Source organism: Burkholderia sp. AU44665 (assembly GCF_030504405.1).
GTDB classification, from domain to species: domain Bacteria; phylum Pseudomonadota; class Gammaproteobacteria; order Burkholderiales; family Burkholderiaceae; genus Burkholderia; species Burkholderia semiarida.
Genome location: NZ_JAUJRI010000001.1, coordinates 433,663 through 457,918 on the forward strand (window position 1 = coordinate 433,663; position 24,256 = coordinate 457,918).

24 protein-coding genes are annotated in these 24,256 nt (G+C 67.6%); 17 read left to right on the forward strand and 7 right to left on the reverse strand.

Annotation, left to right across the window (positions count from 1 at the left end):
- Positions 1 to 45: 45 nt before the first annotated feature.
- Positions 46 to 1,161 carry an alanine dehydrogenase gene (gene ald, locus QZM15_RS01915; protein WP_059639362.1) on the reverse strand — a complete coding sequence of 372 codons (1,116 nt, stop codon included), beginning with the start codon at positions 1,159 to 1,161 and terminating at the stop codon, positions 46 to 48.
- A gap of 286 nt (positions 1,162 to 1,447) precedes the next feature.
- Here ald and QZM15_RS01920 point away from each other — a divergent pair, with 286 nt between their 5' ends.
- Positions 1,448 to 1,864, forward strand: a complete 417-nt coding sequence (locus QZM15_RS01920) for a DUF3995 domain-containing protein (RefSeq protein ID WP_059574619.1) — start codon at positions 1,448 to 1,450, stop codon at positions 1,862 to 1,864.
- Between the two features lie 19 nt (positions 1,865 to 1,883).
- Here the strand turns inward: QZM15_RS01920 and QZM15_RS01925 are convergent, their stop codons facing one another.
- Complete coding sequence (locus QZM15_RS01925) at positions 1,884 to 2,066, reverse strand: RNA 2'-phosphotransferase (RefSeq protein WP_302105672.1); 183 nt, start codon at positions 2,064 to 2,066, stop codon at positions 1,884 to 1,886.
- 461 nt (positions 2,067 to 2,527) lie between these two features.
- Here QZM15_RS01925 and QZM15_RS01930 point away from each other — a divergent pair, with 461 nt between their 5' ends.
- The 4 genes from QZM15_RS01930 to QZM15_RS01945 all read left to right on the forward strand — a co-directional run bounded on the left by QZM15_RS01930 (position 2,528) and on the right by QZM15_RS01945 (position 8,382).
- The gene (locus QZM15_RS01930) at positions 2,528 to 3,268 is read left to right on the forward strand and encodes a gluconate 2-dehydrogenase subunit 3 family protein (RefSeq protein WP_059574615.1); all 741 of its coding nucleotides are present in this window, start codon (positions 2,528 to 2,530) and stop codon (positions 3,266 to 3,268) included.
- Positions 3,268 to 5,046, forward strand: coding sequence for a GMC family oxidoreductase (locus tag QZM15_RS01935; protein ID WP_059574613.1), 1,779 nt, complete (start codon positions 3,268 to 3,270; stop codon positions 5,044 to 5,046). Before QZM15_RS01930 ends, QZM15_RS01935 begins: the two co-directional genes overlap by 1 nt.
- Positions 5,043 to 6,455, forward strand: a complete 1,413-nt coding sequence (locus QZM15_RS01940; RefSeq protein WP_302105673.1) for a cytochrome c — start codon at positions 5,043 to 5,045, stop codon at positions 6,453 to 6,455. The genes QZM15_RS01935 and QZM15_RS01940 overlap by 4 nt, the downstream gene beginning before the upstream one ends.
- Before the next feature lie 211 nt (positions 6,456 to 6,666).
- The gene (locus tag QZM15_RS01945; protein WP_104012800.1) at positions 6,667 to 8,382 is read left to right on the forward strand and encodes a cation:proton antiporter; all 1,716 of its coding nucleotides are present in this window, start codon (positions 6,667 to 6,669) and stop codon (positions 8,380 to 8,382) included.
- 27 nt (positions 8,383 to 8,409) lie between these two features.
- Here the strand turns inward: QZM15_RS01945 and QZM15_RS01950 are convergent, their stop codons facing one another.
- Positions 8,410 to 10,272: a penicillin-binding protein 2 gene (locus tag QZM15_RS01950; RefSeq protein ID WP_059574607.1), complete on the reverse strand. Its 1,863-nt coding sequence runs from the start codon at positions 10,270 to 10,272 to the stop codon at positions 8,410 to 8,412.
- A gap of 416 nt (positions 10,273 to 10,688) precedes the next feature.
- On the reverse strand, positions 10,689 to 11,036 hold the full coding sequence (locus QZM15_RS01955) for a DUF3564 family protein (protein WP_059639369.1): 348 nt from the start codon (positions 11,034 to 11,036) through the stop codon (positions 10,689 to 10,691).
- 648 nt (positions 11,037 to 11,684) lie between these two features.
- Here QZM15_RS01955 and QZM15_RS01960 point away from each other — a divergent pair.
- Positions 11,685 to 12,896: an SDR family oxidoreductase gene (locus tag QZM15_RS01960; protein WP_059574603.1), complete on the forward strand. Its 1,212-nt coding sequence runs from the start codon at positions 11,685 to 11,687 to the stop codon at positions 12,894 to 12,896.
- Between the two features lie 55 nt (positions 12,897 to 12,951).
- On the opposite strand, the gene hpaR is transcribed toward QZM15_RS01960, so the two are convergent.
- Positions 12,952 to 13,392, reverse strand: a complete 441-nt coding sequence (gene hpaR / locus QZM15_RS01965) for a homoprotocatechuate degradation operon regulator HpaR (protein ID WP_059574601.1) — start codon at positions 13,390 to 13,392, stop codon at positions 12,952 to 12,954.
- Positions 13,393 to 13,544: 152 nt separating this feature from the next.
- Here hpaR and QZM15_RS01970 point away from each other — a divergent pair, with 152 nt between their 5' ends.
- From QZM15_RS01970 to hpaI, 7 genes are all read left to right on the forward strand, one after another.
- Complete coding sequence (locus QZM15_RS01970) at positions 13,545 to 14,234, forward strand: fumarylacetoacetate hydrolase family protein (protein ID WP_302105674.1); 690 nt, start codon at positions 13,545 to 13,547, stop codon at positions 14,232 to 14,234.
- Positions 14,231 to 14,995, forward strand: coding sequence for a fumarylacetoacetate hydrolase family protein (locus QZM15_RS01975; RefSeq protein WP_059574597.1), 765 nt, complete (start codon positions 14,231 to 14,233; stop codon positions 14,993 to 14,995). Before QZM15_RS01970 ends, QZM15_RS01975 begins: the two co-directional genes overlap by 4 nt.
- Positions 14,996 to 15,021: 26 nt before the next feature.
- Complete coding sequence (gene hpaE / locus QZM15_RS01980; RefSeq protein ID WP_302105675.1) at positions 15,022 to 16,485, forward strand: 5-carboxymethyl-2-hydroxymuconate semialdehyde dehydrogenase; 1,464 nt, start codon at positions 15,022 to 15,024, stop codon at positions 16,483 to 16,485.
- A 116-nt stretch (positions 16,486 to 16,601) separates the two neighbouring features.
- On the forward strand, positions 16,602 to 17,450 hold the full coding sequence (gene hpaD, locus QZM15_RS01985; RefSeq protein ID WP_059574594.1) for a 3,4-dihydroxyphenylacetate 2,3-dioxygenase: 849 nt from the start codon (positions 16,602 to 16,604) through the stop codon (positions 17,448 to 17,450).
- Between the two features lie 44 nt (positions 17,451 to 17,494).
- A complete protein-coding gene (locus QZM15_RS01990) occupies positions 17,495 to 17,887 on the forward strand; it encodes a 5-carboxymethyl-2-hydroxymuconate Delta-isomerase (protein WP_059574592.1) in 393 nt (130 codons plus the stop codon).
- A gap of 20 nt (positions 17,888 to 17,907) precedes the next feature.
- Positions 17,908 to 18,711 carry a 2-oxo-hept-4-ene-1,7-dioate hydratase gene (gene hpaH, locus QZM15_RS01995; RefSeq protein WP_059639374.1) on the forward strand — a complete coding sequence of 268 codons (804 nt, stop codon included), beginning with the start codon at positions 17,908 to 17,910 and terminating at the stop codon, positions 18,709 to 18,711.
- A gap of 12 nt (positions 18,712 to 18,723) precedes the next feature.
- Complete coding sequence (gene hpaI / locus QZM15_RS02000) at positions 18,724 to 19,530, forward strand: 4-hydroxy-2-oxoheptanedioate aldolase (protein WP_059639375.1); 807 nt, start codon at positions 18,724 to 18,726, stop codon at positions 19,528 to 19,530.
- 75 nt (positions 19,531 to 19,605) lie between these two features.
- On the opposite strand, the gene QZM15_RS02005 is transcribed toward hpaI, so the two are convergent.
- Positions 19,606 to 20,397: a helix-turn-helix domain-containing protein gene (locus tag QZM15_RS02005; RefSeq protein WP_302105980.1), complete on the reverse strand. Its 792-nt coding sequence runs from the start codon at positions 20,395 to 20,397 to the stop codon at positions 19,606 to 19,608.
- A gap of 95 nt (positions 20,398 to 20,492) precedes the next feature.
- On the opposite strand from QZM15_RS02005, the gene QZM15_RS02010 reads away from it, so the two are divergent.
- The 4 genes from QZM15_RS02010 (at position 20,493) to QZM15_RS02025 (ending at position 22,961) form a co-directional block, all read left to right on the forward strand.
- A complete protein-coding gene (locus QZM15_RS02010; RefSeq protein WP_059574583.1) occupies positions 20,493 to 20,744 on the forward strand; it encodes a hypothetical protein in 252 nt (83 codons plus the stop codon).
- A 30-nt stretch (positions 20,745 to 20,774) separates the two neighbouring features.
- Positions 20,775 to 21,737 carry a zinc-binding alcohol dehydrogenase family protein gene (locus QZM15_RS02015; protein WP_302105676.1) on the forward strand — a complete coding sequence of 321 codons (963 nt, stop codon included), beginning with the start codon at positions 20,775 to 20,777 and terminating at the stop codon, positions 21,735 to 21,737.
- A gap of 184 nt (positions 21,738 to 21,921) precedes the next feature.
- Positions 21,922 to 22,389 (forward strand): helix-turn-helix domain-containing protein, encoded by a 468-nt coding sequence (locus tag QZM15_RS02020; protein ID WP_060967570.1) that lies wholly within the window; start codon positions 21,922 to 21,924, stop codon positions 22,387 to 22,389.
- Positions 22,386 to 22,961 carry a PIN domain-containing protein gene (locus tag QZM15_RS02025; RefSeq protein WP_059574577.1) on the forward strand — a complete coding sequence of 192 codons (576 nt, stop codon included), beginning with the start codon at positions 22,386 to 22,388 and terminating at the stop codon, positions 22,959 to 22,961. The genes QZM15_RS02020 and QZM15_RS02025 overlap by 4 nt, the downstream gene beginning before the upstream one ends.
- Positions 22,962 to 23,123: 162 nt before the next feature.
- On the opposite strand, the gene QZM15_RS02030 is transcribed toward QZM15_RS02025, so the two are convergent.
- Positions 23,124 to 24,215, reverse strand: coding sequence for a porin (locus QZM15_RS02030; protein WP_302105677.1), 1,092 nt, complete (start codon positions 24,213 to 24,215; stop codon positions 23,124 to 23,126).
- Positions 24,216 to 24,256 lie beyond the last annotated feature (41 nt).

Here is a 24,256-nt window from a genome sequence, read left to right on the forward strand (position 1 = left end):
ACGCAACGCGGCCGGCCGCGTTGCGTTCCGTTCATGCCGGCACGGTCATGCCAGCACGCCGGTGGCCGGGACGTACGGCAGCCCAAGCGCCTGCGCGACGGCTTCGTACGTGATGTGGCCGTCGCACACGTTTAGGCCCGCGCGCAGGTGCGGATCGTCGAGCATCGCCTGTTTCCAGCCCTTGTCGGCGAGCGCGAGCGCATGGCCGAGCGTCGCATTGTTCAGCGCAAAGGTGGACGTGCGCGCGACCGCGCCGGGCATGTTCGCGACGCAGTAGTGGACCACGCCGTCGACGACGAAGGTCGGCGCCGCGTGCGTGGTCGCATGCGAGGTCTCGAAGCATCCGCCCTGGTCGATCGCGACGTCGACGACGACCGCCCCCTTGCGCATCGTCGCGATCATGTCGCGCGTGACGAGCCGCGGCGCCGACGCCCCCGGAACGAGCACGGCGCCGATCACGACGTCGGCATCGCGCACGGCTTCGTCGACCGTATGCGCATTCGAGCAGACAGTCGCGATCCGGTTGGCGAACACGAGATCGAGCTGGCGCAACCGGTTCACGTTGTTGTCGAGCACGGTGACGCGCGCGCCGAGGCCCACCGCCATCTGCAGCGCGCCGGTGCCCACGACGCCCGCGCCGAGCACGACGACGTGCGCGGCCGGCACGCCCGGCACGCCGGCCATCAGCAGGCCGCGGCCGCCGCGCGGGCTTTCGAGGTGGGTCGCCGCGACCTGGATCGACATGCGGCCGGCGACTTCGCTCATCGGCGCGAGCAGCGGCAGGCCGCCGCCGGGGCCCGTCACGGTTTCGTACGCGATGCACACCGCGCCGGATTTCACGAGCGCGGCGGCCTGATCGGGATCGGGCGCGAGATGCAGGTACGTGTAGAGAATCTGGCCGCGCCGCAGCATCGCGCATTCGGCGGGCTGCGGCTCCTTCACCTTGATGATCATGTCGGCCCGCGCGAAGATTTCGTCGGCGCCGTCGCTGAGCGATGCGCCGGCGGCCGTGTAGTCGTCGTCGAGCAGGCCGATCGCCGTGCCCGCGCCGCGCTGCACGAGCACGCGATGGCCGTGCCGCGTGAGTTCGCGCGCGCCGGCCGGCGTGAGGCCGACGCGGTATTCGTGGTTCTTGATCTCTTTCGGCACACCGACCAGCATGAGTCGCCTCCATGGCCTTCGTTATCGTCGTCGTGCGGGCGCGCAGCCGGTTGCACGGCGGCGTGCCGACCGCAGTACTGGAATAACAGCGTAGTAGCGCGCGGAGGGAAGTCAAGCGTGCGGCATGCGCGCAATGCATGCGCACTGCGACGCAGCATGCGCGGCCGCCGGTTGCGACCGGACGTCGCAATGCGCGCGTGATCGGGTTTCGGTATCGTCATGCGTGTCGCGGGCCGAACGTTTTTCGGCAAGACGACGAGACAACGACACGAGGACATCGATCGACATGACCGGTGCGTATTTCAGCGTGCCGACGCTTTGCGCCCTCGCGCTCGTGCACGTCTACTGGGCGTTCGGCGGGCGGCTGGGCAAGCGTGCGGCCATTCCAGAGCAGGACGGCGTACCGCTGTTGCGGCCGACCGCCGTCGGCACGCTTGCCGTCGCGGCCGCCCTGCTGGGCGGCGCGTGCGTGGTCGCCGTGCGTGCCGGCTGGCTCGGGCGCAACGCGTATCCATGCACGATCGCGTTCGCGACCGTTGCACTCGCATTGATCTTCGCGGTGCGGGCCGTCGGCGATTTCCGCTACGTCGGCTTCTCCAAGCGGATCCGCGGGTCGCGTTTCGCGCGGATGGACACGCTGTATTACTCGCCGCTGTGCGCGGCGCTGGCGCTGTCGATCGCGTCGATGTTCTGGCCATGGTGAGGGAAGCGCCGCACGCGCTTCAGCCCGCGTGCGTCCCGACCAGGGTAAGGTATTCGGCCGGCACGGCATCGGTCAGCCAGACACCGTTTTCGGCGACGAAGAACGCATGGCCCTGCCGGTGCATGCGCCGCGCATCGACTTCGAGGATCACGGGCACGCCGTAGCACGCGCCGACGGCCAGCGCCGTCCGCCGTCTTCCCATCCTTGCACATTACGGCTTCTCAATTTCCCATTATTGCTGATTTCGATGCACTGAATTGCATCGATCCCTCTAGTAATGGAACCGGTTCCATATATAATTCGCCGCACTCGTCGCCGGACCCGAAAGAGGGTCGTGCACGTTGCGCTTGCCGTGGGCACACGTGACGTCTAAGTTGAACAAGGGTCATGGGCGATAACGGAGAGATGCAGGCTGATGCCGGTATTTGTCCGACGATAGGGCCCGCGAAGAGGTCGATCCGCACAGCGCCGCCGGTACCGGAGCGGGGTGCGGCTGCAATGACGGCGCCACCGCGGAGCGCGGCCGGGCGCCTGCAATCGAGGTTGTGCGCAACACACGAAAGAACAGGGCGACCGGCCGCGTGCGGCACGGCTGCCTGCCGGGCACGTGGCATGCGGAATGCGCGCGTCCGAACCCCGATCCCCAACGATCAACATCCGACCATGTCCACGCCACCTGACAAACCCAATTCGCGTCGCCGTTTCCTGCGCACGTCGGTCGCGCTCGTGCCGATCGCGTCGGTCGCCGGCTGCGACCTGCGCTCGTCGTCGCCGTCCGCGACGACGGCCGGCAATGCATCCGCCGCGTCGGCCGGCGCCGAGCGCGCACCGTACAAGCCGACCTTTTTCGATGCGAAGGAATGGGCGTTCGTCCAGGCCGCCGTCGACCGGCTGATTCCGGCCGATGCCGAAGGCCCCGGCGCGCTCGAAGCCGGCGTGCCCGAATTCATCGATCGCCAGATGGAGACGCCGTATGCGCACGGCGCGACGTGGTACATGCAGGGGCCGTTCCAGCAGGGCGTGCCCGAGCTCGGCTACCAGTTGAAGCTGGTGCCGCGCGACATCTACCGGCTCGGCATCGCGGCCGTCAACCGCTATTGCGAAAAGGCGCACGGCAAGGCGTTCGCGGATCTCGACGCACCGACGCGCGACACGGTGCTCGGCGCGCTGGAGAAGGGCGGCGCGCAGATCGACGACGTGCCGCCCGGCGTGTTTCTCGGCCAGTTGCTGCAGAACACGCGCGAGGGCTACTTCTGCGATCCGGTGCATGGCGGCAATCGCGACATGGCCGCGTGGAAGATGATCGGTTTCCCGGGCGCGCGCGCGGACTTCATGGATTTCGTCAACCAGAGCGGCAAGCCCTATCCGTACGGCCCCGTCTCGATCAACGGGGAGCGCAGCTGATGGCCGCAGACAAGAAGCCGCATGTCGACGCGGTGATCGTCGGGTTCGGCTGGACCGGCGCGATTCTCGCGAAGGAACTGACCGAAGCCGGTTTGAACGTCGTCGCGCTCGAGCGCGGCGAATATCGCGACACCTACCCGGACGGCGCGTACCCGAACACGATCGACGAGCTGACCTACAACATCCGCAAGAAGCTGTTTCTCGACCTGTCGAAGACGACCGTGTCGATTCGCCACGGGCTGCAGGACACCGCGCTGCCGTACCGGCAGCTCGCCGCGTTCCTGCCGGGCGAAGGCGTGGGCGGCGCGGGGCTGCACTGGTCGGGCGTGCACTTCCGGATCACGCCGGAAGAGCTGCGCCTGCGCAGCCACTACGAAGAGCGCTACGGCAAGAAGTTCATCCCCGAAGGGATGACGATCCAGGACACGGGCGTGACCTACGAGGAGCTCGAGCCGCATTTCGATTTCGCCGAGAAGGTGTTCGGCACGTCGGGGCAGGCGTACAAGGTCGGCGGCAAGGTGGTCGGCGACGGCAACGTGTTCGAGGCCAACCGCAGCGACCACTTCCCGCTGCCCGCGCAGCTCAATACGTATTCGGCGCAGCGCTTCTTCGATGCGGCCCGCTCGCTCGGCCTGCATCCGTACCGGCTGCCGTCCGCGAACACGTCGGGCCCGTACACGAACCCGTACGGCGTGCAGATGGGCCCGTGCAACTTCTGTGGATATTGCAGCGGCTACGCGTGCTACATGTATTCGAAGGCGTCGCCGAACCTGAACATCCTGCCGGCGCTGAAGCAGGCGCCGAACTTCGAGCTGCGCTCGAAGTGCCACGTGCTGCGCGTCGATCTCGACGACACGAAGAAGCGCGCGACCGGCGTGACCTACGTCGATCCGGCCGGGCGTGAAGTGCACCAGCCGGCCGATCTCGTGATCGTGGCCGCGTTCCAGTATCACAACGTGCACCTGCTGCTGCTGTCGGGCATCGGCAAGCCGTACGATCCGATCTCGGGCGAAGGTGTGGTCGGCCGCAATTTCGCGTACCAGAACCTGTCGACGATCAAGGCGTTCTTCGACAAGGACACCTACACGAATCCGTTCATCGGCGCGGGCGGCAACGGCGTCGCGGTGGACGATTTCAACGCGGACAACTTCGACCACGGCCCGCTCGGCTTCGTCGGCGGCTCGCCGCTGTGGGTGAACCAGGCCGGCGTGAAGCCGATCAGCGGCATCGCGACGCCGCCCGGCACGCCGCAATGGGGCTCGGCATGGAAGAAGGCCGTTAAGGACAACTACGCGCACACGATCTCGATGGACGCGCATGGCACCAACATGTCGTACCGCGACGTGTATCTCGACCTCGATCCGACCTATCGCGATTCGTACGGCCAGCCGCTGTTGCGGATGACGTTCGACTGGAAGGACAACGACATCAGGATGGCGCAGTACGTGACCGGGCAGATGAAGAAGATCGCGGAGGCGATGGGGCCGAAGGCGATCGGCGTGTCGACGCGCGAGTTCGGCAAGCACTTCGACTCGCGCCAGTACCAGACCACCCATCTCGTCGGCGGCGCGATCATGGGCACCGACCCGAAGACGAGCGTGCTGAACCGCTACCTGCAGTGCTGGGACGTGCACAACGTGTTCGTGATGGGCGCGTCCGCGCTGCCGCAGGGCATCGGCTACAACCCGACCGGGATCATCGCGGCGCTGGCCTACTGGTCGGCACGTGCGATCCGCGAGCAGTACCTGAAAAATCCCGCTCCGCTGGTGACCGCATGAAGAGGACGATGAACCACAACGTCGCGCGCCGGATGTCGCGCGCGCTGGCGGCCGGTGCGGCCTGGGCCGCGTTCGGCTTCGCGGGCTCGGCGGCGCTTGCGCAACCGGCGGCCCCCGCGGCAGCCTCCGGCCCGGCGGCCGCACCGGCCGCCCAATCCGCCGACGCGGCCCTGATCAAGCGCGGCGAATACCTCGCCCGCGCCGGCGACTGCATCGCATGCCACACCGCGAGCGGCGGCAAGCCGTTCGCGGGCGGCCTGAAGTTCGACACGCCGATCGGCGCGATCTACTCGACGAACATCACGCCGGATCGGAAGACGGGCCTCGGCGGCTGGACTTACGAGGACTTCACCCGCGCGGTGCGCGAAGGCGTGCGCAAGAACGGCGACACGATGTATCCGGCGATGCCGTTCCCGTCGTATTCGCGGCTGACCGACGACGACATGAAGGCGCTGTACGCATACTTCATGCACGGCGTCGCGCCGGTCGAGCACGAGAACCGCGCGGTCGACATCGTGTGGCCGCTGTCGATGCGCTGGCCGCTCGGCATCTGGCGCAAGATGTTCGCGCCGTCGCCGAAGCCGTTCGACGCGGCGTCGTACAGCGACCCGGCGGTCGCACGCGGCGCGTATCTCGTGCAGGGCCTCGGCCACTGCGGCGCGTGCCACACGCCGCGCGCGCCGACGATGCAGGAGCGCGGGCTGACCGACGCGGACGGCCTCGACTTCCTGGCCGGCGGCGCGGCGATCGACGGCTGGGTGCCGACGAGCCTGCGCGGCGAGCCGCGCACGGGCCTCGGCGCGTGGAGCGAAACCGAGATCGTGCAGTTCCTGAAGACGGGCCGCACGCTGCGCACGGCCGCGTTCGGCGGGATGACGGACGTGGTCGGCCACAGCATGCAGCACATGACCGACGACGACCTGAACGCGATCGCGCGCTACCTGAAGACGTTACCGCCGCGCGTGCAGGGCGAGCAGCCGCACGTGTACGACGCGGCCGCGGCGAAGGCGCTGCAGACGGGCGACGCGAGCAAGCCGGGCGCGGCCGTCTATCGCGACAACTGCATGGCCTGTCACCGCAGCGACGGCCACGGCTACACGCGCGTGTTCCCGGCGCTCGCCGGCAACCCGGTGGTGCAGGGCGACGATCCGACGTCGCTGATTCACGTCGTGCTGGAAGGCAGCGCGCTGCAGGGCACGCGCACCGCGCCGTCGACCTTCACGATGCCGCCGTTCGGCTGGCGCCTGTCGGACCAGGAAGTCGCGGACGTGTCGAACTTCGTGCGCACGAGCTGGGGCAACACGGGCACGCCGGTGACGGCCGCGCAGGTCGCGAAGGTGCGCAAGAGCGTGCCGTCGACGCGGCCCGAGCCGCCGCCGGGCGCGCGATTCCCGCAAGCGTCGCGCTGACGGCGGGGCGGCGGGGCGCCGGCCCCGCCTGTCACCTGGTCCGCGTCGATGCGTGACCGGGCCCGCGACGCATCAGTCTTCGCCGGGGTCGCGCCCCGCCAACCCGCGCCGCCGCGCGAAATTTTCGCGGCCGCGCGCCATTCTTCCGCCTCATCCCGTATCCTTTCACTCTTGAACCTTACTAAATCGTTACAAGAGCTTGGGAGGGGGGATGCCTCATGACGTCAGCCTGATTGCGTTGCTCGCGGCCGGTTTCGGTCTCGCGATGATTTTCGGTTACCTCGCGTCGCTGCTGAAAATGCCGCCGCTCGTCGGCTATCTGCTCGCCGGGATCGTGATCGGCCCCGGCACGCCCGGCTTCGTCGGCGACCTGTCGCTCGCGCAGCAACTCGCCGAAGTCGGCGTGATGCTGTTGATGTTCGGCGTCGGCCTGCATTTCTCGCTCGGCGATCTGCTCGCGGTGCGCAAGATCGCGCTACCGGGCGCCATCGTGCAGATCACCGTCGCGACGCTGCTCGGCGGCGGGCTCGCGCTCACCTGGGGCTGGAGCCTCGGTGCGGCGCTCGTGTTCGGGCTGGCGCTGTCGGTCGCGAGCACCGTCGTGCTGCTGCGCGCGCTCGAGGGGCGCGGGCTCGTCGAGACGGTCAACGGGCGCATCGCGGTCGGCTGGCTGGTCGTCGAGGATCTCGTGATGGTGCTCGTGCTGGTGCTGCTGCCGCCGGTGGCGGGGCTGCTCGGCGGCACGCCGCCCGGCGACGCGCAGGCGGCCGGCGGCAGCGTGTGGGGCACGCTCGGCGTCACGATGCTGAAGGTCGCCGCGTTCATCGCGCTGATGCTGGTGGTCGGCAAGCGCGTGTTCCCGCGCATTCTGTGGCTCGTCGCGCGCACGGGCTCGCGCGAGCTGTTCACGCTGTGCATGATCGCGGCCGCGGTCGGCATCGCGTTCGGCGCCGCGAAGCTGTTCGACGTGTCGTTCGCGCTTGGCGCCTTCTTCGCCGGGATGATGATGCGCGAATCGGAATTCAGCCGGCGCGCGGCCGACGAGACGCTGCCGCTGCGCGATGCGTTCTCGGTGCTGTTCTTCATCTCGGTCGGCATGCTGTTCGACCCGAAGGTGCTGCTCGACGAGCCGCTGCACGTGATCGAGGTCGCGGGCATCGTGCTGATCGGCAAGACGCTCGCGGCCGTCGCGCTCGTGATCGCGTTCCGCTATCCGCTGAACACCGCGCTGACGGTGGGGGCCGGCCTCGCGCAGATCGGCGAATTCTCGTTCATCCTCGCGGGGCTCGGCCGCGCGCTCGGGCTGCTGTCCGCCGAGGGGCAGAGCCTGATTCTCGCGGTCGCGCTGATCTCGATCGCGATGAACACGCTGCTGTTCGCGATGATCGATCCGGCGCTCGCGTGGATCCGCAAGCATTCGGCGTTCGCGCGCAAGCTCGAGGCGCGCGACGATCCGCTCGCCGCGCTGCCGATGTCGACCCCGCAGACGCACCTGACCGGGCAGGTCGTGATCGTCGGCTATGGCAAGGTCGGCACGCGAATCGCGCATGCGCTGGACGAGCGCTCGATTGCGTATGTCGTCGTCGAGCAGAATCGCGAGCTCGTCGAGAAGCTGCGCGCGGACGGCATCGCGGCCGTGTCGGGCGACGCGATCGAGCCGATCGTGCTCGTGCAGGCGCATATCGCCCGCGCCGGGATGCTGGTCGTCACGCTGCCCGACGTATTCGACGTGCGGCAGATCGTCGAGATCTCGCGCACGCTCAACCCGACGCTCGAGGTCGTGCTCTGCACGAACAGCGGCGACGAGGCCGCGCTGCTGTCGAACGAGGGCATCGGCACCGTGTTCATGGGCGAGACCGAACTCGCGCGCGGGATGACCGAGCACGTGCTCGGCCGGATGGTGAAGCCGGTCGCGGCCGCGCATTGACGGCGCGCGGCGGCGCGCCTGGCTTCGTCAGCCTGCGGCGGCCACTTTCGCGGGCGCGGGGCGGGTGGACTGCGCGGCCGTCGTTGCCGGCGCCGCCGGTTTCGGCGCCGCGACCGTCTTCTGCGGCGCGCCGGCCTTCGCCGGCGCATTCTCTTCCGGTTCGACCGGTGCATCGGGCGGCACGCCGAGCAACTGCAGCGCGCCGCTCGTGACCGACGCGAACACCGGGCCGGCCACCGTGCCGCCGTAGTAGCCCTTGCCGCGCGGCTCGTCGATCATCACCGCGACGATCAGGCGCGGGTTGCTCATCGGCGCCATCCCCGCGAACAGCGCGCGGTACTTGCCCTTCGCGTAGCTCGCGCCAACCTGCTTGCGCGCGGTACCCGTCTTGCCGCCGATCCGGTAGCCGTCGACGCGCGCGCGGCGCCCCGTGCCGCCTTCACCCACCGCCATCTCGAGCATCGAGCGGATCGCGGCGGCCGTTTGCGGCGACGTCACGCGGTGGCCGCGGTGCGCGTCGATCGTCTGCTGGTCGGTGCCGTTCTTCAGCAGCGACACCGGGTGCAGCGTGCCGTCGCCCGCGTAGGCGGTGTAGGTCTGCGCGATCTGCAGCAGCGACATCGACAGCCCGTAGCCGTACGCCATCGTCGCCTGCTCGATCGGCCGCCAGCGCTTGTAGCCGCGCAGGCGGCCCGACGCGACGCCGGGGAACGTCAGTTCCGGCGCGCGGCCGATCCCGTATTCCTGGTATTTGTTCCAGATGGTTTCGGCGGGCAGGTTCAGCGCGAGTTTCGCGAGCGCGACGTTGCTCGACTTCTGCAGCGCCTGCGACACCGTCAGCGACCCGTGGTTCGACGTGTCGTGGATCACGGCCGGGCCGATCTTGTAGGTGCCCGGCGACGTGTTGATGATCGTGTTCGGCGTGACCTTGCGCTCGTCGATCGACAGCGCGACGACGAGCGGCTTGATCGTCGAGCCCGGTTCGAACGTGTCCACCACCGCGCGGTTGCGCAATTGCTGGCCGGTGAGGCGGGCGCGATCGTTCGGGTCGAAGGTCGGATAGTTCGCGAGCGCGAGAATCTCGCCGTTCTGCGCGTCGAGCACGACGACGCTGCCGGCCACCGCGTTGTTTTCGATCACGGCCGCCTTGAGCTGGCTGAAGGCGAGCTGCTGGATGCGGCGGTCGATCGTCAGTTCGATCGTCGCGCCGTGCTGCGCGGGCACGAGCGGGCGCGTGTCCGACACGATGCGGCCGAGCCGGTCGCGTATCACCTCGCGCTGGCCGGACGTGCCTTGCAGGCGCGCATTCGCCGCGAGCTCGACGCCTTCCTGGCCCTTGTCCTCGACGTTCGTGAAGCCGACCACGTGCGCGGCCGATTCGCCTTCCGGGTAGAAACGCTTCGAATCGGCGATCTGCGTGATGCCGTCGATCGCGAGCTTGTCGAGCCGGCTCGCGGTATCCGCATCGACCTGCCGCTTGAGCAGCACGAACGTCTTGTCGTTGCCGAGACGCCGCTTCACCTCGACGAGCGGCATGTCGAGCAGCTTCGCGATCTGCGGATAATCGGTGTCGGCGACCTGTTTCGGGTTCGCCCAGATTTCATAGGTCGACAGGCTGACCGCGAGCATCGCGCCGTTGCGGTCAACGATGCGCCCGCGCATCGCGTCGAGCTCGATCGTGCGCTGGTAACGCTTCTGGCCCTGGCCGACGTAGAAATCCTGGTTCGCGACCTGCACCCAGAAAGCGCGGGCGATCAACGCGGCGAACGCGAGGAACACGACGACCACGATCAGCCGGGAGCGCCACATCGGCAGCCGTGACGCGAGCATCGGATTCTTGGTCGCCGCTGCGTACGGATCGGCGGGGTGGGTCTTTTTTTTCACGCTCATGCAAAGGCCGGGTCGGGCCGCCGGACGGCGGCGGGTCAGTCTGAATAATGCGATTGTAATAAATGAGTAAACAACGTGTGGGGAAAGTATGTTCCGGCCCCGCAAAAAGGCGAATGGTAGGTGATCCCGAGAATGGAGCGAAAGGGGGCGGGGCGGCGCCGTAACGGAATGCGGCGGCGGCTGCGGCGGGGGAAACACGGACGATTCGCCGTGCGCCGAGGCGGGGCACGGGGTGACCGGCATCGATCGATCGCGATTGCCCCGCACGCGATCAGTTGCCCGTGCTCCGGTTATTTCTTTAATCTCGAAAATGAAAAGCGCCTCGAGCCGAGGCGCCATTCATGCTGAATATCGAAATTAATATCGTGGATGTCGGAATAAACCCGAAAACCGCAGACGATTCAGGTCAATAATACCTATCGGGCCACGGAAATAAATTCGCGGTATTCCGGCTGGGTCGTGCAGGTATCGACCGCCTGCAGCCGCCACGCGCCTGCGGGATGCTCGCCGGCGAGCACCGCGGGGCCGTGTTCGCGCCGCATCGCGTCGAACGACAGCCCCTTCAATTGACAGACGGCATTGCCGCTGTCGGCCGCGCAGAGCGCCATCGCGCCCTCCACGTCGCGGACCTTGCCCCAGGTCGGAAGGTCGATGCCCTGATGTGCCTCGCGCGACCACAGTCCCTCGTCGGTATCGACCCACAAGACCGCGAAGGAATGCCGGGTTGCCGATTCGCTGCCATTAATCCGAATGGTGAGGCGCATTGGATCCTCTCCTGAAAAGTTGAAACGTTCGACCGATTTGACTTGAACAGTCTAGATAGACTGGTGTGAAACGCAAGTGATAAACCGCAATAAATCCGTATTGCGTCCATTTCAGTTTCAGATGAAAGGACGTCTGATGATGCATGGTCATTCCCAATGCGTCAGCACACACGGGCGATAGCGGCGATCGCGGCGCCTGACCGGACGCCCGCGGCGGTCAAGAGATGGGATGACGGGGCGGACACCCGCGTCGATCTGTCGCGCGCCGGCCGCCGTCGAATCGGGCCGCCCGACGCCATCGGGCACCGCCCGAACACGGCCGCACCCAACGTTTCAGCGTTCCGACGCGGCGGCCGGCACGACACACTCCGACAATCGCGTACAAATCGGCACACTTTCACGAAACTTTCGGGACAGACTTGCACGCGTTCGAGCCCCACACTGGGAACTTCCCGATCCTGTGCGCGGACGCCCGTCCGCGCCGGCTGCCGCCGCCTCGTGCCAGCGCGCGATCGACGCGATCGCAGGGCGTCCGCCCGATCGGGAGCCGCCGGGGCGCGCGTCAGCCCCGGCCCGGCCGCTGAGCCGTGCGCCGGCCCGCAACCGCGGGCGCCGCGCCGCCCGGCCGATTCTTCGAAGGAGACTATCGTGCTGATCTGGAAAACCGCGTTGTCGCTCAACTGGCGCACGAGCCTCGTGTCGCCGGCCAGCGCGCCGGTCGCGGCGGCGAACGTCGGCCGGCTCGTGCTGACCGGCGCCACCGGCTTCATCGGCAGTACCGTGCTGACCGCGCTCGTCAATGCCGGGCTGCTCGAACGCGTCGTGTGCGTCGTGCGCGCGCAGGACCGCGGCCATGCGGTCGCGCGGCTGCGTGAAGCCGCGCTGCGCGCGGGGCTCGCGCCGTACTGGGCGTCGCGCCTGACCGAAGCGAACGTGATCGTCGGCGCGCTCGGCGACGTGTGGCACGGCGCCGACGCGCCGCGCCTGGCCGGCGCGACGCACGTGATTCACTGCGCGGGCCACGCATCGCCGGCCGACGGCGCGCACCTGCAGGCCGACATCGCCGATGCGGTGCGCTTCGCCGAACGCTTTGCGCGCGCGCCGCGCCTGCAGCGCTTCGTGTACGTCGGCACGGCCTACGCGCACGCGGGCCGCGGCGGGATCGTGCAGGAGGAAGCGGAACGCGCCGCGGGCAACGATGCCGCGCCGGGCGCTGAAGGCCTGCCGGGTGCGGTGCTCGCGGCCGACTACCTGCACGCGAAGGCGCAAACGGAGCAGCGCCTGCGCGCGCTCGGGCTGCCGCTCGTCGTCGTGCGGCCGTCGCACGTGGTCGGCCACACGGTGCTCGGCACGCGGCCCGCGCCGAATTCGTTCTGGATGTTCCGGCTCGCGCATGCGGCGCGCCGCTTCACCGCGCGGCCGATGACGCGCATCGACATCGTGTCGGTGGACGACGTGGCGCGCGCGACGATGCTGCTGGCCGTCAAGCCGACGCTCGCGCATGACGTCTATCACGTGTCGGCCGGCGACGAGGCGCCGCAGGTCGCGCAGATCGTGCGCGCGATGGACGAGGCGGCGGGAATGACCGGGGCGCCGCGCTACGCGGCATGCGCGCCGGCCGAACTGCCGCTCGTCGTGCGCGACGTGCTCGGGCGCCGCGATCCGGCCCTGGAGCGCGTGATCGGCCGGGCGCTGCAGCGCTGCGGGGAATTCGCGACGGTCGATCGCGTATTCGACAATCGCCGCGTGCGCGATGAAATCGATTTCGAACCGTTGCCGTTCATCGATTACGTCGAGGAGTGCATGCGCACGTCGCGCGGCGTGGCCGTGACCGAACTGATGCGCGGCGCGTTCCACTGATCGTCCGCGCCGCACCGGCGCCCGTTCCCGCAGGCCGCGGAAGCGGGCGCCGCCGTCACGCGTCGCTGCCGAGCTCGATGAGCCGGTCGAGCGCGCGGTAGATGTCCTCGAGGCCGTCCTCGCCGAACCGCGACTCGAGTTGCCGGTATTGCTCGTCGATGCGCGGACCGATTTCCGTCACCAGTTTCCTGCTTTGCGGCGTCAGGCTGACCAGCAGCCGGCGCTGATCCTCCTGCGCGCGCGTGCGCGTGATCAGGCCGTCGCGCTCCATCCGTTCCAGCACGCCGGTCAGGCTCGGGCTCAGGATGCAGCAGCGTTTCGCGATCTGCCCGGCTTCGAGCGCCTGCGCCGGTTCGCCGTCGAGCACGCGGATGATCCGCCATTGCTGTTCGGTCAGCGAGAATTCCTTGAGAATGGGGCGAAACAGACCCATCAGCGTTTCGCGGGCCTCGAGCAGCAGCATGGCCAGGTTGCGATGGTCGAGCGTACGGTTCATCGGGGTGGGCAGAGGTCGGGGACGCATCAATCTTAACAGCCGAAGCTGATGAATTTCGCGTATCAGGGTAATCGAGGTTGCCAGCGCACGATTGTTTACTTAAGATATTAACTATTGACGATGCGCCGCGACGCGCGGCAGGGGAACGACGCATGGAGCTGTCTTGCACGAACGCCGCGGCGCCGCCGTTGCCGGTCGCCATCGGTACCGTCTACGGCGCGTTGCTCAACGAGCGCGCGGCGCTCGACGCGCTCGGCGACGCCGTGAACGCGCCGCCTTACGGCCGCCCGCCGCAGGCGCCGATCCTGTACATCAAATCCGCCAACACGCATGCGGCCGACGGCGCCGCCGTCGTCGTGCCGGCCGGCGTCGACGCGCTGGAGATCGGTGCGTCGGTGGCCGTCGTGTTCGCGCGGCGTGCGACGCGCGTGCCGGCCGCGCAGGCGCTCGACTACGTGCACGGCTTCACGCTCGCGAGCGACGTGTCGGTGCCGCATCCCGACTACTACCGCCCGGCCGTGCGCTTCAAGTGCCGCGACGGCTTCTGCCCGCTCGGCCCGGCGATCGTGCCGGCCGCCGCGCTCGCCGATGTCGACGCGATCGGCCTGACGGTGCGGATCGACGGCGCGCTGGCCGCGTCCGCGTCGACCGCGACGCTGATTCGCCCGGTGCGCGCGCTGATCGCCGACGTGACGGCCTTCATGTCGTTCGACGCGGGCGACGTGCTGCTGCTCGGCGTCGCGGGCGGCGCACCGCGTGCCCGCGCGGGCAGCACGATCGAGATCGCCGCGGCCGGCATCGGCACGTTGCGGCATACGCTGATGGCGGAGGAAGCACGATGAAGACGGCGCGCGTGATCTACAACGGCGCACTCCACGCGGCCGAACCGGCCGGCGACGGCGCGATCCGCCTCGATACGGGGCGCGTGGTGGCCGAGGACGCGGTGGCATGGCTGCCGCCCGTCGCGCCCCGCACGACGTTCGCGCTCGGGCTGAACTATGCGGACCACGCGAAGGAACTCGCGTTCAACGCACCGAGCGAACCGCTGATTTTCCTGAAGGGGCCGAACACGTTCATCGGCCACCGGTCGCTGACCGTACGCCCGGCGGACGCCACGCACATGCACTACGAGTGCGAACTGGCCGTCGTGATCGGCCGGCCCGCGCGCCACGTGAGCCGCGCGCAGGCGATCGACTACGTGGCCGGCTATACGGTCGCGAACGACTACGCGATTCGCGACTATCTCGAGAACTACTACCGGCCTAACCTGCGCGTGAAGAACCGCGACACCTGCACGCCGCTCGGGCCGTGGTTCGTCAGCCGCGACGAGATCGGCGACGCGGGCGACCTCACGCTGCGCACGACGGTGAACGGCCGCGAGACGCAGCGCGGCAGCACGCGCGACATGGTGTTCGACGTGCCGGCGCTGATCGAGCACATCAGCAGCTTCATGACGCTCTCGCCGGGCGACCTGATCCTGACCGGCACGCCCGAGGGGCTGGCCGACACGAAGCCGGGCGACGAGGTCGTGACCGAAATCGAAGGGATCGGCCGGCTCGTGAACACGATCGTCGGCGAAGCGGACTACTATCGCGCCGGCTGAAGCCGTCGCCCAAGGAAGGAGAGCACATGACCATCAAGCACTGGATCGGCGGCCGCGAAGTGGAGAGCCGCGACACCTTCACGACGCTGAACCCGGCGACGGGTGAAGTCATCACCGACGTCGCGTCGGGCGGCGAGGCCGAGGTCGACGCGGCCGTGCGCGCGGCGAAGGAAGCGTTCCCGAAATGGGCGAACACGCCGGCGAAGGAGCGCGCGAAGCTGATGCGCAGGCTCGGCGAGCTCATCGAGAAGAACGTGCCGAGGCTCGCCGCGCTGGAGACGCAGGACACCGGCCTGCCGATCGCGCAGACGAGCAAGCAGCTGATTCCGCGCGCGTCGGAGAACTTCAACTTTTTCGCGGAAGTGTGCGTGCAGATGAACGGCCGCACCTATCCGGTCGACGACCAGATGCTGAACTACACGCTGTACCAGCCGGTCGGCGTATGCGCGCTGGTGTCGCCGTGGAACGTGCCGTTCATGACGGCCACGTGGAAGACGGCGCCGTGCCTCGCGCTCGGCAACACGGCCGTGCTGAAGATGTCGGAGCTGTCGCCGCTGACGGCCGACCAGCTCGGCCGGCTCGCGCTCGAAGCCGGCATCCCGCCAGGCGTGCTGAACGTCGTGCAGGGTTACGGCGCGACGGCCGGCGACGCGCTCGTGCGCCATCCGGACGTGCGCGCGGTGTCGTTTACCGGCGGTACCGTCACCGGCAAGCGGATCATGGAGCGCGCGGGCCTCAAGAAATATTCGATGGAGCTTGGCGGCAAGTCGCCGGTGCTGATCTTCGACGACGCCGATTTCGACCGCGCGCTCGACGCGTCGCTGTTCACGATCTTCTCGATCAACGGCGAACGCTGCACCGCCGGCTCGCGGATCTTCGTGCAGCGAACGATCTACGACCGCTTCGTGCAGGAATTCGCGCGCCGCGCGAACAACCTGGTGGTCGGCGACCCGACCGATCCGGGCACCAACCTCGGCGCGATGATCACGCGCCAGCACTGGGAAAAGGTGACGGGCTACATCCGCATCGGCGAGCAGGAAGGCGCGCGCGTGGTCGCGGGCGGCGCCGACAAGCCGGCCGGGTTGCCCGACCGTCTGCGCAACGGCAACTTCGTGCGGCCGACCGTATTCGCCGACGTCGACAACCGGATGCGCATCGCGCAGGAGGAGATCTTCGGGCCGGTCGCGTGCATCATCCCGTTCGAGGACGAAGACGAAGGGCTGCGGCTCGCGAACGACACGTCGTACGGCCTCGCGTCGTACATCTGGACGCAGGACGTCGGCAAGGTGCATCGGCTCGCGCGCGGCATCGAGGCCGGGATGGTGTTCGTGAACAGCCAGAACGTGCGCGACCTGCGCCAGCCGTTCGGCGGCGTGAAGGAATCGGGCACCGGGCGCGAGGGCGGCGAGTACAGTTTCGAGGTGTTCGCGGAGATCAAGAACGTGTGCATTTCGATGGGTTCGCATCACATTCCGCGCTGGGGCGTGTGACGGAAGCGGGTGGTGTCGCCGCAAGAACGAACGATTCCTTGGCCGGCACGCCGGCCAAGCATGGGGCCGGAGTAACCGCTAAAGCGCTAAGCCCGGCCGACTGGGAGACTTGAACGATGGGCAAACTGTCCCTCGCCGCGAAGATCACGCACGTGCCGTCGATGTACCTGTCGGAACTGCCCGGCAAGCATCACGGCTGCCGTGATGCGGCGATCCGCGGCCACCGGCTGATCGGTGAGCGCTGCCGTGCGCTCGGCGTCGATACGATCGTCGTGTCGGACGTGCACTGGCTCGTCAACGCGGGCTATCACGTGAACTGCAATGCAAGCTTCGCGGGCACCTATACGAGCAACGAGTTGCCGCATTTCATCCGCGACATGCAGTACGCGTACCCGGGCAACCCGGCGCTCGGCCGGCTGATCGCCGAAACGGCCACCGAGCGCGGCATCGCGACGCGCGCGCACGAGATCGACAGCCTCGAGCTTGAGTACGGCACGCTCGTGCCGATGCGCTACATGAACGGCGACCAGCACTTCAAGGTCGTGTCGATCGCCGGCTGGTGCATGTGGCATCAACTCGACGAGAGCCGGCGCTTCGGTGAGGCGCTGCTCGAAGCGATCGAGAAGAGCGATTCGAACGTCGCGTTCCTCGCGAGCGGTTCGCTGTCGCACCGCTTCAACGACAACGGCAGCCCCGAGGAATCGATCCACCAGATCAGCCGCGAATTCTTCCGGCAGGTCGACCTGCGCGTGGTCGAACTGTGGAAGCAGGGCGATTTCAGGACGTTTTGCGCGATGCTGCCCGAGTACAACGTGCATTGCCACGGCGAAGGCGGCATGCACGATACCGCGATGCTGCTCGGGCTGCTCGGCTGGGATCGCTACGACAAGCCCGTCGAAATCGTCACCGACTATTTCGCGAGCTCGGGCACCGGGCAGATCAACGCGATCTTCCCGCTGCCCTGAGCATTGCCGCGCACCACGACTTCGAATCCGACCGGAGACTTGCCATGCCACACATCGTCGTCGAATACACCGCGAACATCCGAGACGACGCACGCATTCCCGCACTGCTGCGCACGATCAACGCGACGCTCATCGCGCAGGGCGGCGTGTTCCCGACCGGCGGCATCCGTTCGCGCGCGATCGAGCTGCACGACTACTGCATCGCCGACGGCGCGGAGGACGACGCGTTCGTCCACGTGACACTGAAGATCGGCGCGGGCCGCAGCGACGAAACGAAGCAAGCCGCATGCGACGCGCTGTTCGATGCGATCAAGGCCCATTTCGCCGAGCTGTACGCGAAGCGTTATCTCGCCCTGTCGATGGAATTGATCGAGTTCAGCGAAAGCGGCTCGTACAAGCACAACAACATTCACGCCCGCTACAAGCGGGCCGGCTGAACCCCATTTTCGATCCGACCATGCTCGAACCCGCCATCATCGACCAGCTCGCGCACCGTCTGCACGACGCCGAGCGCGCGCGCACGCAGATCCGCCAGATCTCGCTCGACCATCCCGACATCACGATCGACGACGCGTATGCGATCCAGCGCGCGTGGGTGACGCTCAAGCTCGCGGAAGGCCGCACGCTGAAGGGGCACAAGATCGGCCTCACGTCGAAGGCGATGCAGAACACGTCGCAGATCGACGAGCCCGACTACGGCGCGCTGCTCGACGACATGTTCTTCGAGGACGGCGGCACGATCCCGACCGGCCGCTTCATCGTGCCGCGTGTGGAAGTCGAACTCGCGTTCGTGCTCGGCAAGCGGCTCACCGGCCCGAACTGCACGATCTTCGACGTGTACGACGCGGTCGATTACGTCGTGCCGGCGCTCGAGATCATCGACGCGCGCAGCCAGTCGATCGACCCCGATACGAAACGGCCGCGCAAGGTGTTCGACACGATCGCCGACAACGCGGCGAACGCGGGCGTCGTGATCGGCGGCCGGCCGGTGCGCCCACGGGACGTCGATTTGCGCTGGGTCGCGGCGATCATGTCGCGCAACGGCGTGGTCGAGGAAACCGGTGTCGCGGCCGGCGTGCTGAACCATCCGGCGAACGGCGTCGCGTGGCTCGCGAATCGGCTGTCGCGTTTCGACGTCGCGCTGGAGCCTGGGCAGATCGTGCTCGGCGGATCGTTTACGCGGCCCTGCGCGGCGCGTTCGGGCGATACGTTCAGCGTCGACTACGGCCCGCTCGGGACGATCCAGTGCTACTTCGAGTGAGGTGAGCGAACGATGCGGATTCCGTCGAATGTCTTCAAGGCCGCGCTCGCGCGCGGCGACGCGCAGATCGGCCTGTGGCTCGGCCTCGCGAATCCCTACAGCGCGGAAGTGGTCGCGGGCGCCGGTTTCGACTGGCTGCTGATCGACGGCGAGCATGCACCGAACACGGTGCCGACGATCCTCGCGCAACTGCAGGCGATCGCGCCGTATCCGTCGCATCCGGTCGTGCGCGTGCCGTGGAACGATCCGGTGATCGTCAAGCAGGTGCTCGATCTCGGCGCGCAAACGCTGCTCGTGCCGATGGTGCAGAGCGCGGACGAGGCGCGTGCGGCGGTGGCCGCGACCCGTTATCCGCCGCACGGAATCCGCGGCGTCGGCAGCGCGCTCGCGCGCGCATCGCGGTGGAATCGCGTCGGCGAGTACCTGCATCGCGCGAACGACGAGATGGCCGTGCTCGTGCAGGTCGAGACGCGGGCCGGGCTCGACGCGATCGATGCGATTGCGCGGGTCGACGGTGTCGATGGCGTGTTCATTGGCCCGGCCGATCTGGCCGCCGATCTCGGGCACCTCGGCAATCCAGGCCACCCCGATGTGCAGGCCGCGATCGACGGCGCGATCCGCGCGATCAAGGCGGCCGGCAAGGCGCCGGGCATCCTGAGCGCGGATGAAGCGGCCGCGCGGCGCTATCTGGAAGCGGGCGCGTTGTTCGTCGCGGTCGGTGTCGATACGACGCTGCTGGCACGGAGCGCGGAGCGGCTTGCGGCGCAGTTCAAGAAGGGCGGTGACGCCGCCGCGAAGAAGGGCGACGGCACGTATTGACACGGCGGCGGGCGGTTGTTGTCTGCCGCCCGCCGGATCTTCGTCGTGCGGCTGCATGCGCGCGCATCGCCGCAGCTATCCCTGCGCCTGACTTCCTCCCGCCAAATATCTCCCCGGCGTCGTCCCCAGCGCGCGCCGGAACATGTCGATGAACGCGCTCACGTTGTCGTATCCAAGATCGAGCGCGATCGTCGTTACCGGCACGCCGTCGGCGATGCGTTCCAGCGCCCGCAGCAGCCTCGCCTGCTGACGCCATTGCGCGAACGTCAGCCCGGTTTCGGCGACGAAGCGGCGGCTCATCGTCCGTGCGCCGATGCCGGCCCATTCGGCCCATTCCTCCAGCCGCCGGTCGTTCGCGAGATCCGCGGCCAGCGCATCGGTGATCTTCACGAGCCGCGGGTCCCGCGGTCGCACCAGCCCCAGCGCTTCGGCTTCCGATGCCGCGATTTCATCGAGGATCACGTCGGCGATCCGTGTCTGCGCGGTATCCAGTTCGGAATCGCCCCAGCTTGCCGCGCGCTGCACGGCTTCGCGCAGCAGCGGCGTCGTGCGGATCGCACGCGGCGTGGCCGGCAGCGCCGCGCAGCGCGCTTCGGCGACGAACGCCGACCAGCCGGAAATCGGCCCGAACGAGCGCAGCGAATGCCGGCAGTGCGGCGGAATCCAGATCGCGTGGATCGCGGGCACGACCCACTCCTGATCGTCGAGGCCGATCGTCACGAGCCCGCTCAGCGCGCCGACGAGCTGGCCGCGCGCATGCGAATGGGGCGCGGTGATACGGGGGGCGCGTTGCGACAGGGCGGCGGCGACCACGAACGGGCCGTCGTCGGACGTGACGAAGCGGGCGGACAGAAGCGGATCGGACATGGCCGGATATCGGTATCGAATGGCCGTTATACCGGAGAACGGCCGGATTTGCACGCCTACACTGCGTCCATCGATGACAACCGGAGTACGACGCGATGCGAGCCGAACAAATGCTTCCCGACCATGCCAACCAGATCGATGCCGGCGGAACGACGATCCGCAAGGGCACGGTTGGCGCTTTTCTGGTCAATGCCCGTGTGTTGACCGATCCGAATGCCGCGCCGGCGGACAGGGCGCGCGCGGAGGCCGATGCGATCGATGCGCTGCCGGCGCTGCGCGCGCTCGGCCTGTTCGACGTGCTGGAAGTGCGCGATCCCGCGCTGCGCGCGTGGCTCGATGCCCGGTAAAGATCCACCGTCCAGATTGAAGGAACCACCATGAAAGCAGCAGTTGTTGAAGGCGCTGGACAGCGCCCGGTTTATACCGAATTCGAACCGCCGCGCGCGATGCCGGGCCACAGCCTGATCGACGTGACGGCGTCCGCGCTGAGCCGCATCGCACAGGGACGCGCGGCCGGCACGCATTACTCGTCGGACCGACGCTATCCGTTCGTCGTCGGTGTCGACGGCGTGGGGCGTCTCGACGACGGTCGGCGCGTCTACTTCTTCGGCGCCCCCGTGCCGTTCGGCGCGATGGCCGAACGCACGGTCGTGCCCGATACGCAGTGCGTGCCGCTGCCGGACACGCTTGACGATGTCACCGCCGCGGCGATCGCGATTCCGGGGATGTCGTCGTGGGCGGCGCTGACCGAACGCGCGCGGTTCGTCGCGGGCGAGACGGTGCTCGTCAACGGTGCAACGGGTACGTCCGGGCGGCTCGCGGTGCGAATCGCGAAGCATCTCGGTGCGGCGAAGGTGATCGCGACGGGCCGCAACGCGGCCGCGTTGCAGGCGTTGCTGAAGGCCGGCGCGGACGCCGTCGTGTCGCTGCAGCAGGACGACGCCGATCTGGCGCGGGCGCTCGAACCGCATTTCCGTGAAGGCGTCGACGTCGTGCTCGATTATCTGTGGGGCGCCAGCGCGCAGACGCTGCTGGCGGCTGCCGCGAAGGCGACTCCCGGCGGCCGGCGGCTGCGTTTCGTGCAGATCGGCTCGATCGGCGGCGCGGACTTGCTGGTGCCCGGCGCCGTGCTGCGGGCGACCGCGATCGAATTGATGGGCAGCGGTCTGGGCAGCGTGCCGTTGCCGGGCTTGCTGGGTGCTATCCGTGGTGTGTTTGATGCCGCCGCGCCGGCGGGCCTGACGATCGACACGCGCACGGTGCCGCTGTCGGCTGTCGGCGAGCACTGGGGCGATACGAGCAGCGCCGTGCGTTTGGTGTTCACGATGCGTGGTGACTGAACGGCGACGAGCGGGCCGCGGTCGTCACTCTGCACGCGGAAGGACCAGAAGCCGGGTGACGGCGCGTATTGACTGATATCGAGGTTCGGCGGTCTTATAAGGGCTCTATCGATTTTCGTTTATTGCGATTTTCGTTTATTTCGAATAAGATGGCGCATTTGAGAACCCTGCTTGGGAGCGCGCGATGGCCCATACCTCGATGTCCGATACGATCTTGCCGGTGGAGCGCGAGGTGCAGGCGGCGGTCGAAGGACAGCGTGCGCTGGCGGCTTATCTGGCCACGCGAACGGAAATACAGCGCATCCAGATTTTCGATGACGAAAATCGCGCCCATCAGGTCGAGCTTCCGACTTCTGCACTGCGTCTGCTGGTCGACATCCTCGCGGAGCTTGCAGATGGCAATGCGGTCAAGGTCGTGCCCGTTCACGCGGAACTGACCACGCAGGAAGCAGCCGACCTGCTCAATGTGTCCCGTCCACACCTGATCAAGCTGCTCGAATCGAAGGCGCTGCCGTATCACAAGACCGGCAAGCATCGTCGTGTGCGCTTTTCCGATCTGATGCGTTACAAGACCGAACGCGATCAGGCGAGCGCCAATGCGATGGAAGAGTTGGGGCGGCAAGCGCAGGAATTCGGGATGGGCTACGAATGACGAGTTCGCCATTCACGGCGGTCTATGATGCCTGCGTGCTGTACCCGGCACCGTTGCGCGATTTCCTGATGTGGCTCGCATTGAGCGGGTGTTTCAGGGCTCGCTGGAGTGCCGATATCCATAACGAATGGAAACGGAACCTGTTGCGCAAGCGCCCGGACCTCGGCGCCGCACAACTCGACCGGACTGCGAGTCTGATGGATCGCGCGATACCTGATGCGCTGGTGACTGGGTACGAAGCGTTGATCGAGGGCCTGAGGCTGCCGGATGCCGATGATCGGCATGTACTGGCCGCCGCGATCCGCTGCAACGCCAGTGTGATCGTGACGTTCAACCAGAAGGACTTTCCCGACGCAGTGCTGTCGGCGTACGGGGTGGAGGCGCAGCATCCCGACGTGTTCGTCGACAATCTGTTCGATCTCGAGCCGGCTGCGGTTGTCGGCGCAGCACGGCGACAACGCGAAATGCTTAAGCATCCTCCGATGATGGTGGATCGCTACCTCGACATCCTGCAGCGGCAGGGGATGGTTCAGACCTGCAAGGCGCTCGAAGCTTACCGGGCGATTCTCTGAACGAGGCGCCATGGTGTTCGCGTGCTCAGCGAATCGCCGGCACGTTGCTCGCGCATCCGTTTCAACGTGTTTCTCGTGCCGCGCCCCGACATGCGACGAAGCAGAGGGCGACGCGCCCCGAAACGCTCGCACCGTCCTCTGCCCGCCGTCATGTCGGAGCGGTCAGAACCGCTGCTGAATCCCCGCCGTGACCCCCACCTGCGTCGTGCCGTATCCGGCGAAATCGCGCGACACGCCGACTTTCTGGTCGTGCTTCGCGATCGCGAACGCACCGGCTGCATACAGCACCGTGCGCTTCGACAGCGCGTACTGCGCACGCACCGACACCAGCGTCGGGTCGGCATCCGTGCCGCCCTTGATGTTCTGGTGATAGACGGCCGCGATCAACGAGAACGTCGGCGTGAACTGGTACGACCCGCCGAGCCAATACATGTCGCTCAACTGGTTCGCGGCCGTGGTGTGATACGTGCGCCGATAGTTGCGATAGCCGGCCATCGTCTTCAGGTTACCGAAGTCGTAGCTCAGGCCCGCGTGGATGCCTTGAATGTAGTTGACGGTATCGGCCGGCGTGACGCTGTCGGCCGCGCCGTTCTGCCGGTCGAACGTGACGACGGCCGCGAACGGCCCTGTCTCGTAACCGACCGCGAAATCGTATTTGGAACTGGTCTTGATGCTGCCCGGCACGTTGCCGAAACCGTACAGCGCGCCGAACTTGAAGCCGCTGAATTCGCCGTCGTAGCGCACCGCGTTCGACGAGCGCGTGAACAGGCCGTCCTTGCGGCCGCCCGTCGCCATCGACGAGGTCGCCCACGAGTAGTTCTGCGCGTAGCCCATCGGGTCGAACGGCAGCATGTAGTCGTAGGTGACGGTGAAGTTGCGGCCGAGCGACAGCTCGCCCCATTTGCCTTTCAGGCCGACCGTCGCGCGGCGCGCGAAGATCGAGTCGGGGCCGTCGTCGGACGCGCCATTCGCGAGATCGATGCCGCTTTCGAGGCGGAACACGGCTTTCAATCCGCCGCCGAGATCCTCGACGCCGCGCAAGCCCCAGCGCGACGTGTTCTTGTTGCCCGACTTCAGCTTGAACGCATTGCCGCCCTCCGGGGCCGCATGGTTCGTGTATTCGATGCCCGCGTCCATGATCCCGTATATCGTGACCGACGACTGCGCGTGCGCGGCCGGCGCGGCGAGACAGGCTGCCGCGGCTGAACTGGTGAGGACTACTGTTCGAATCGAGCGTTCTGCGCGTGACTTCATTTTGACGGTGTCTCCTAGATTATTGTGGGCGGGTTGAAACA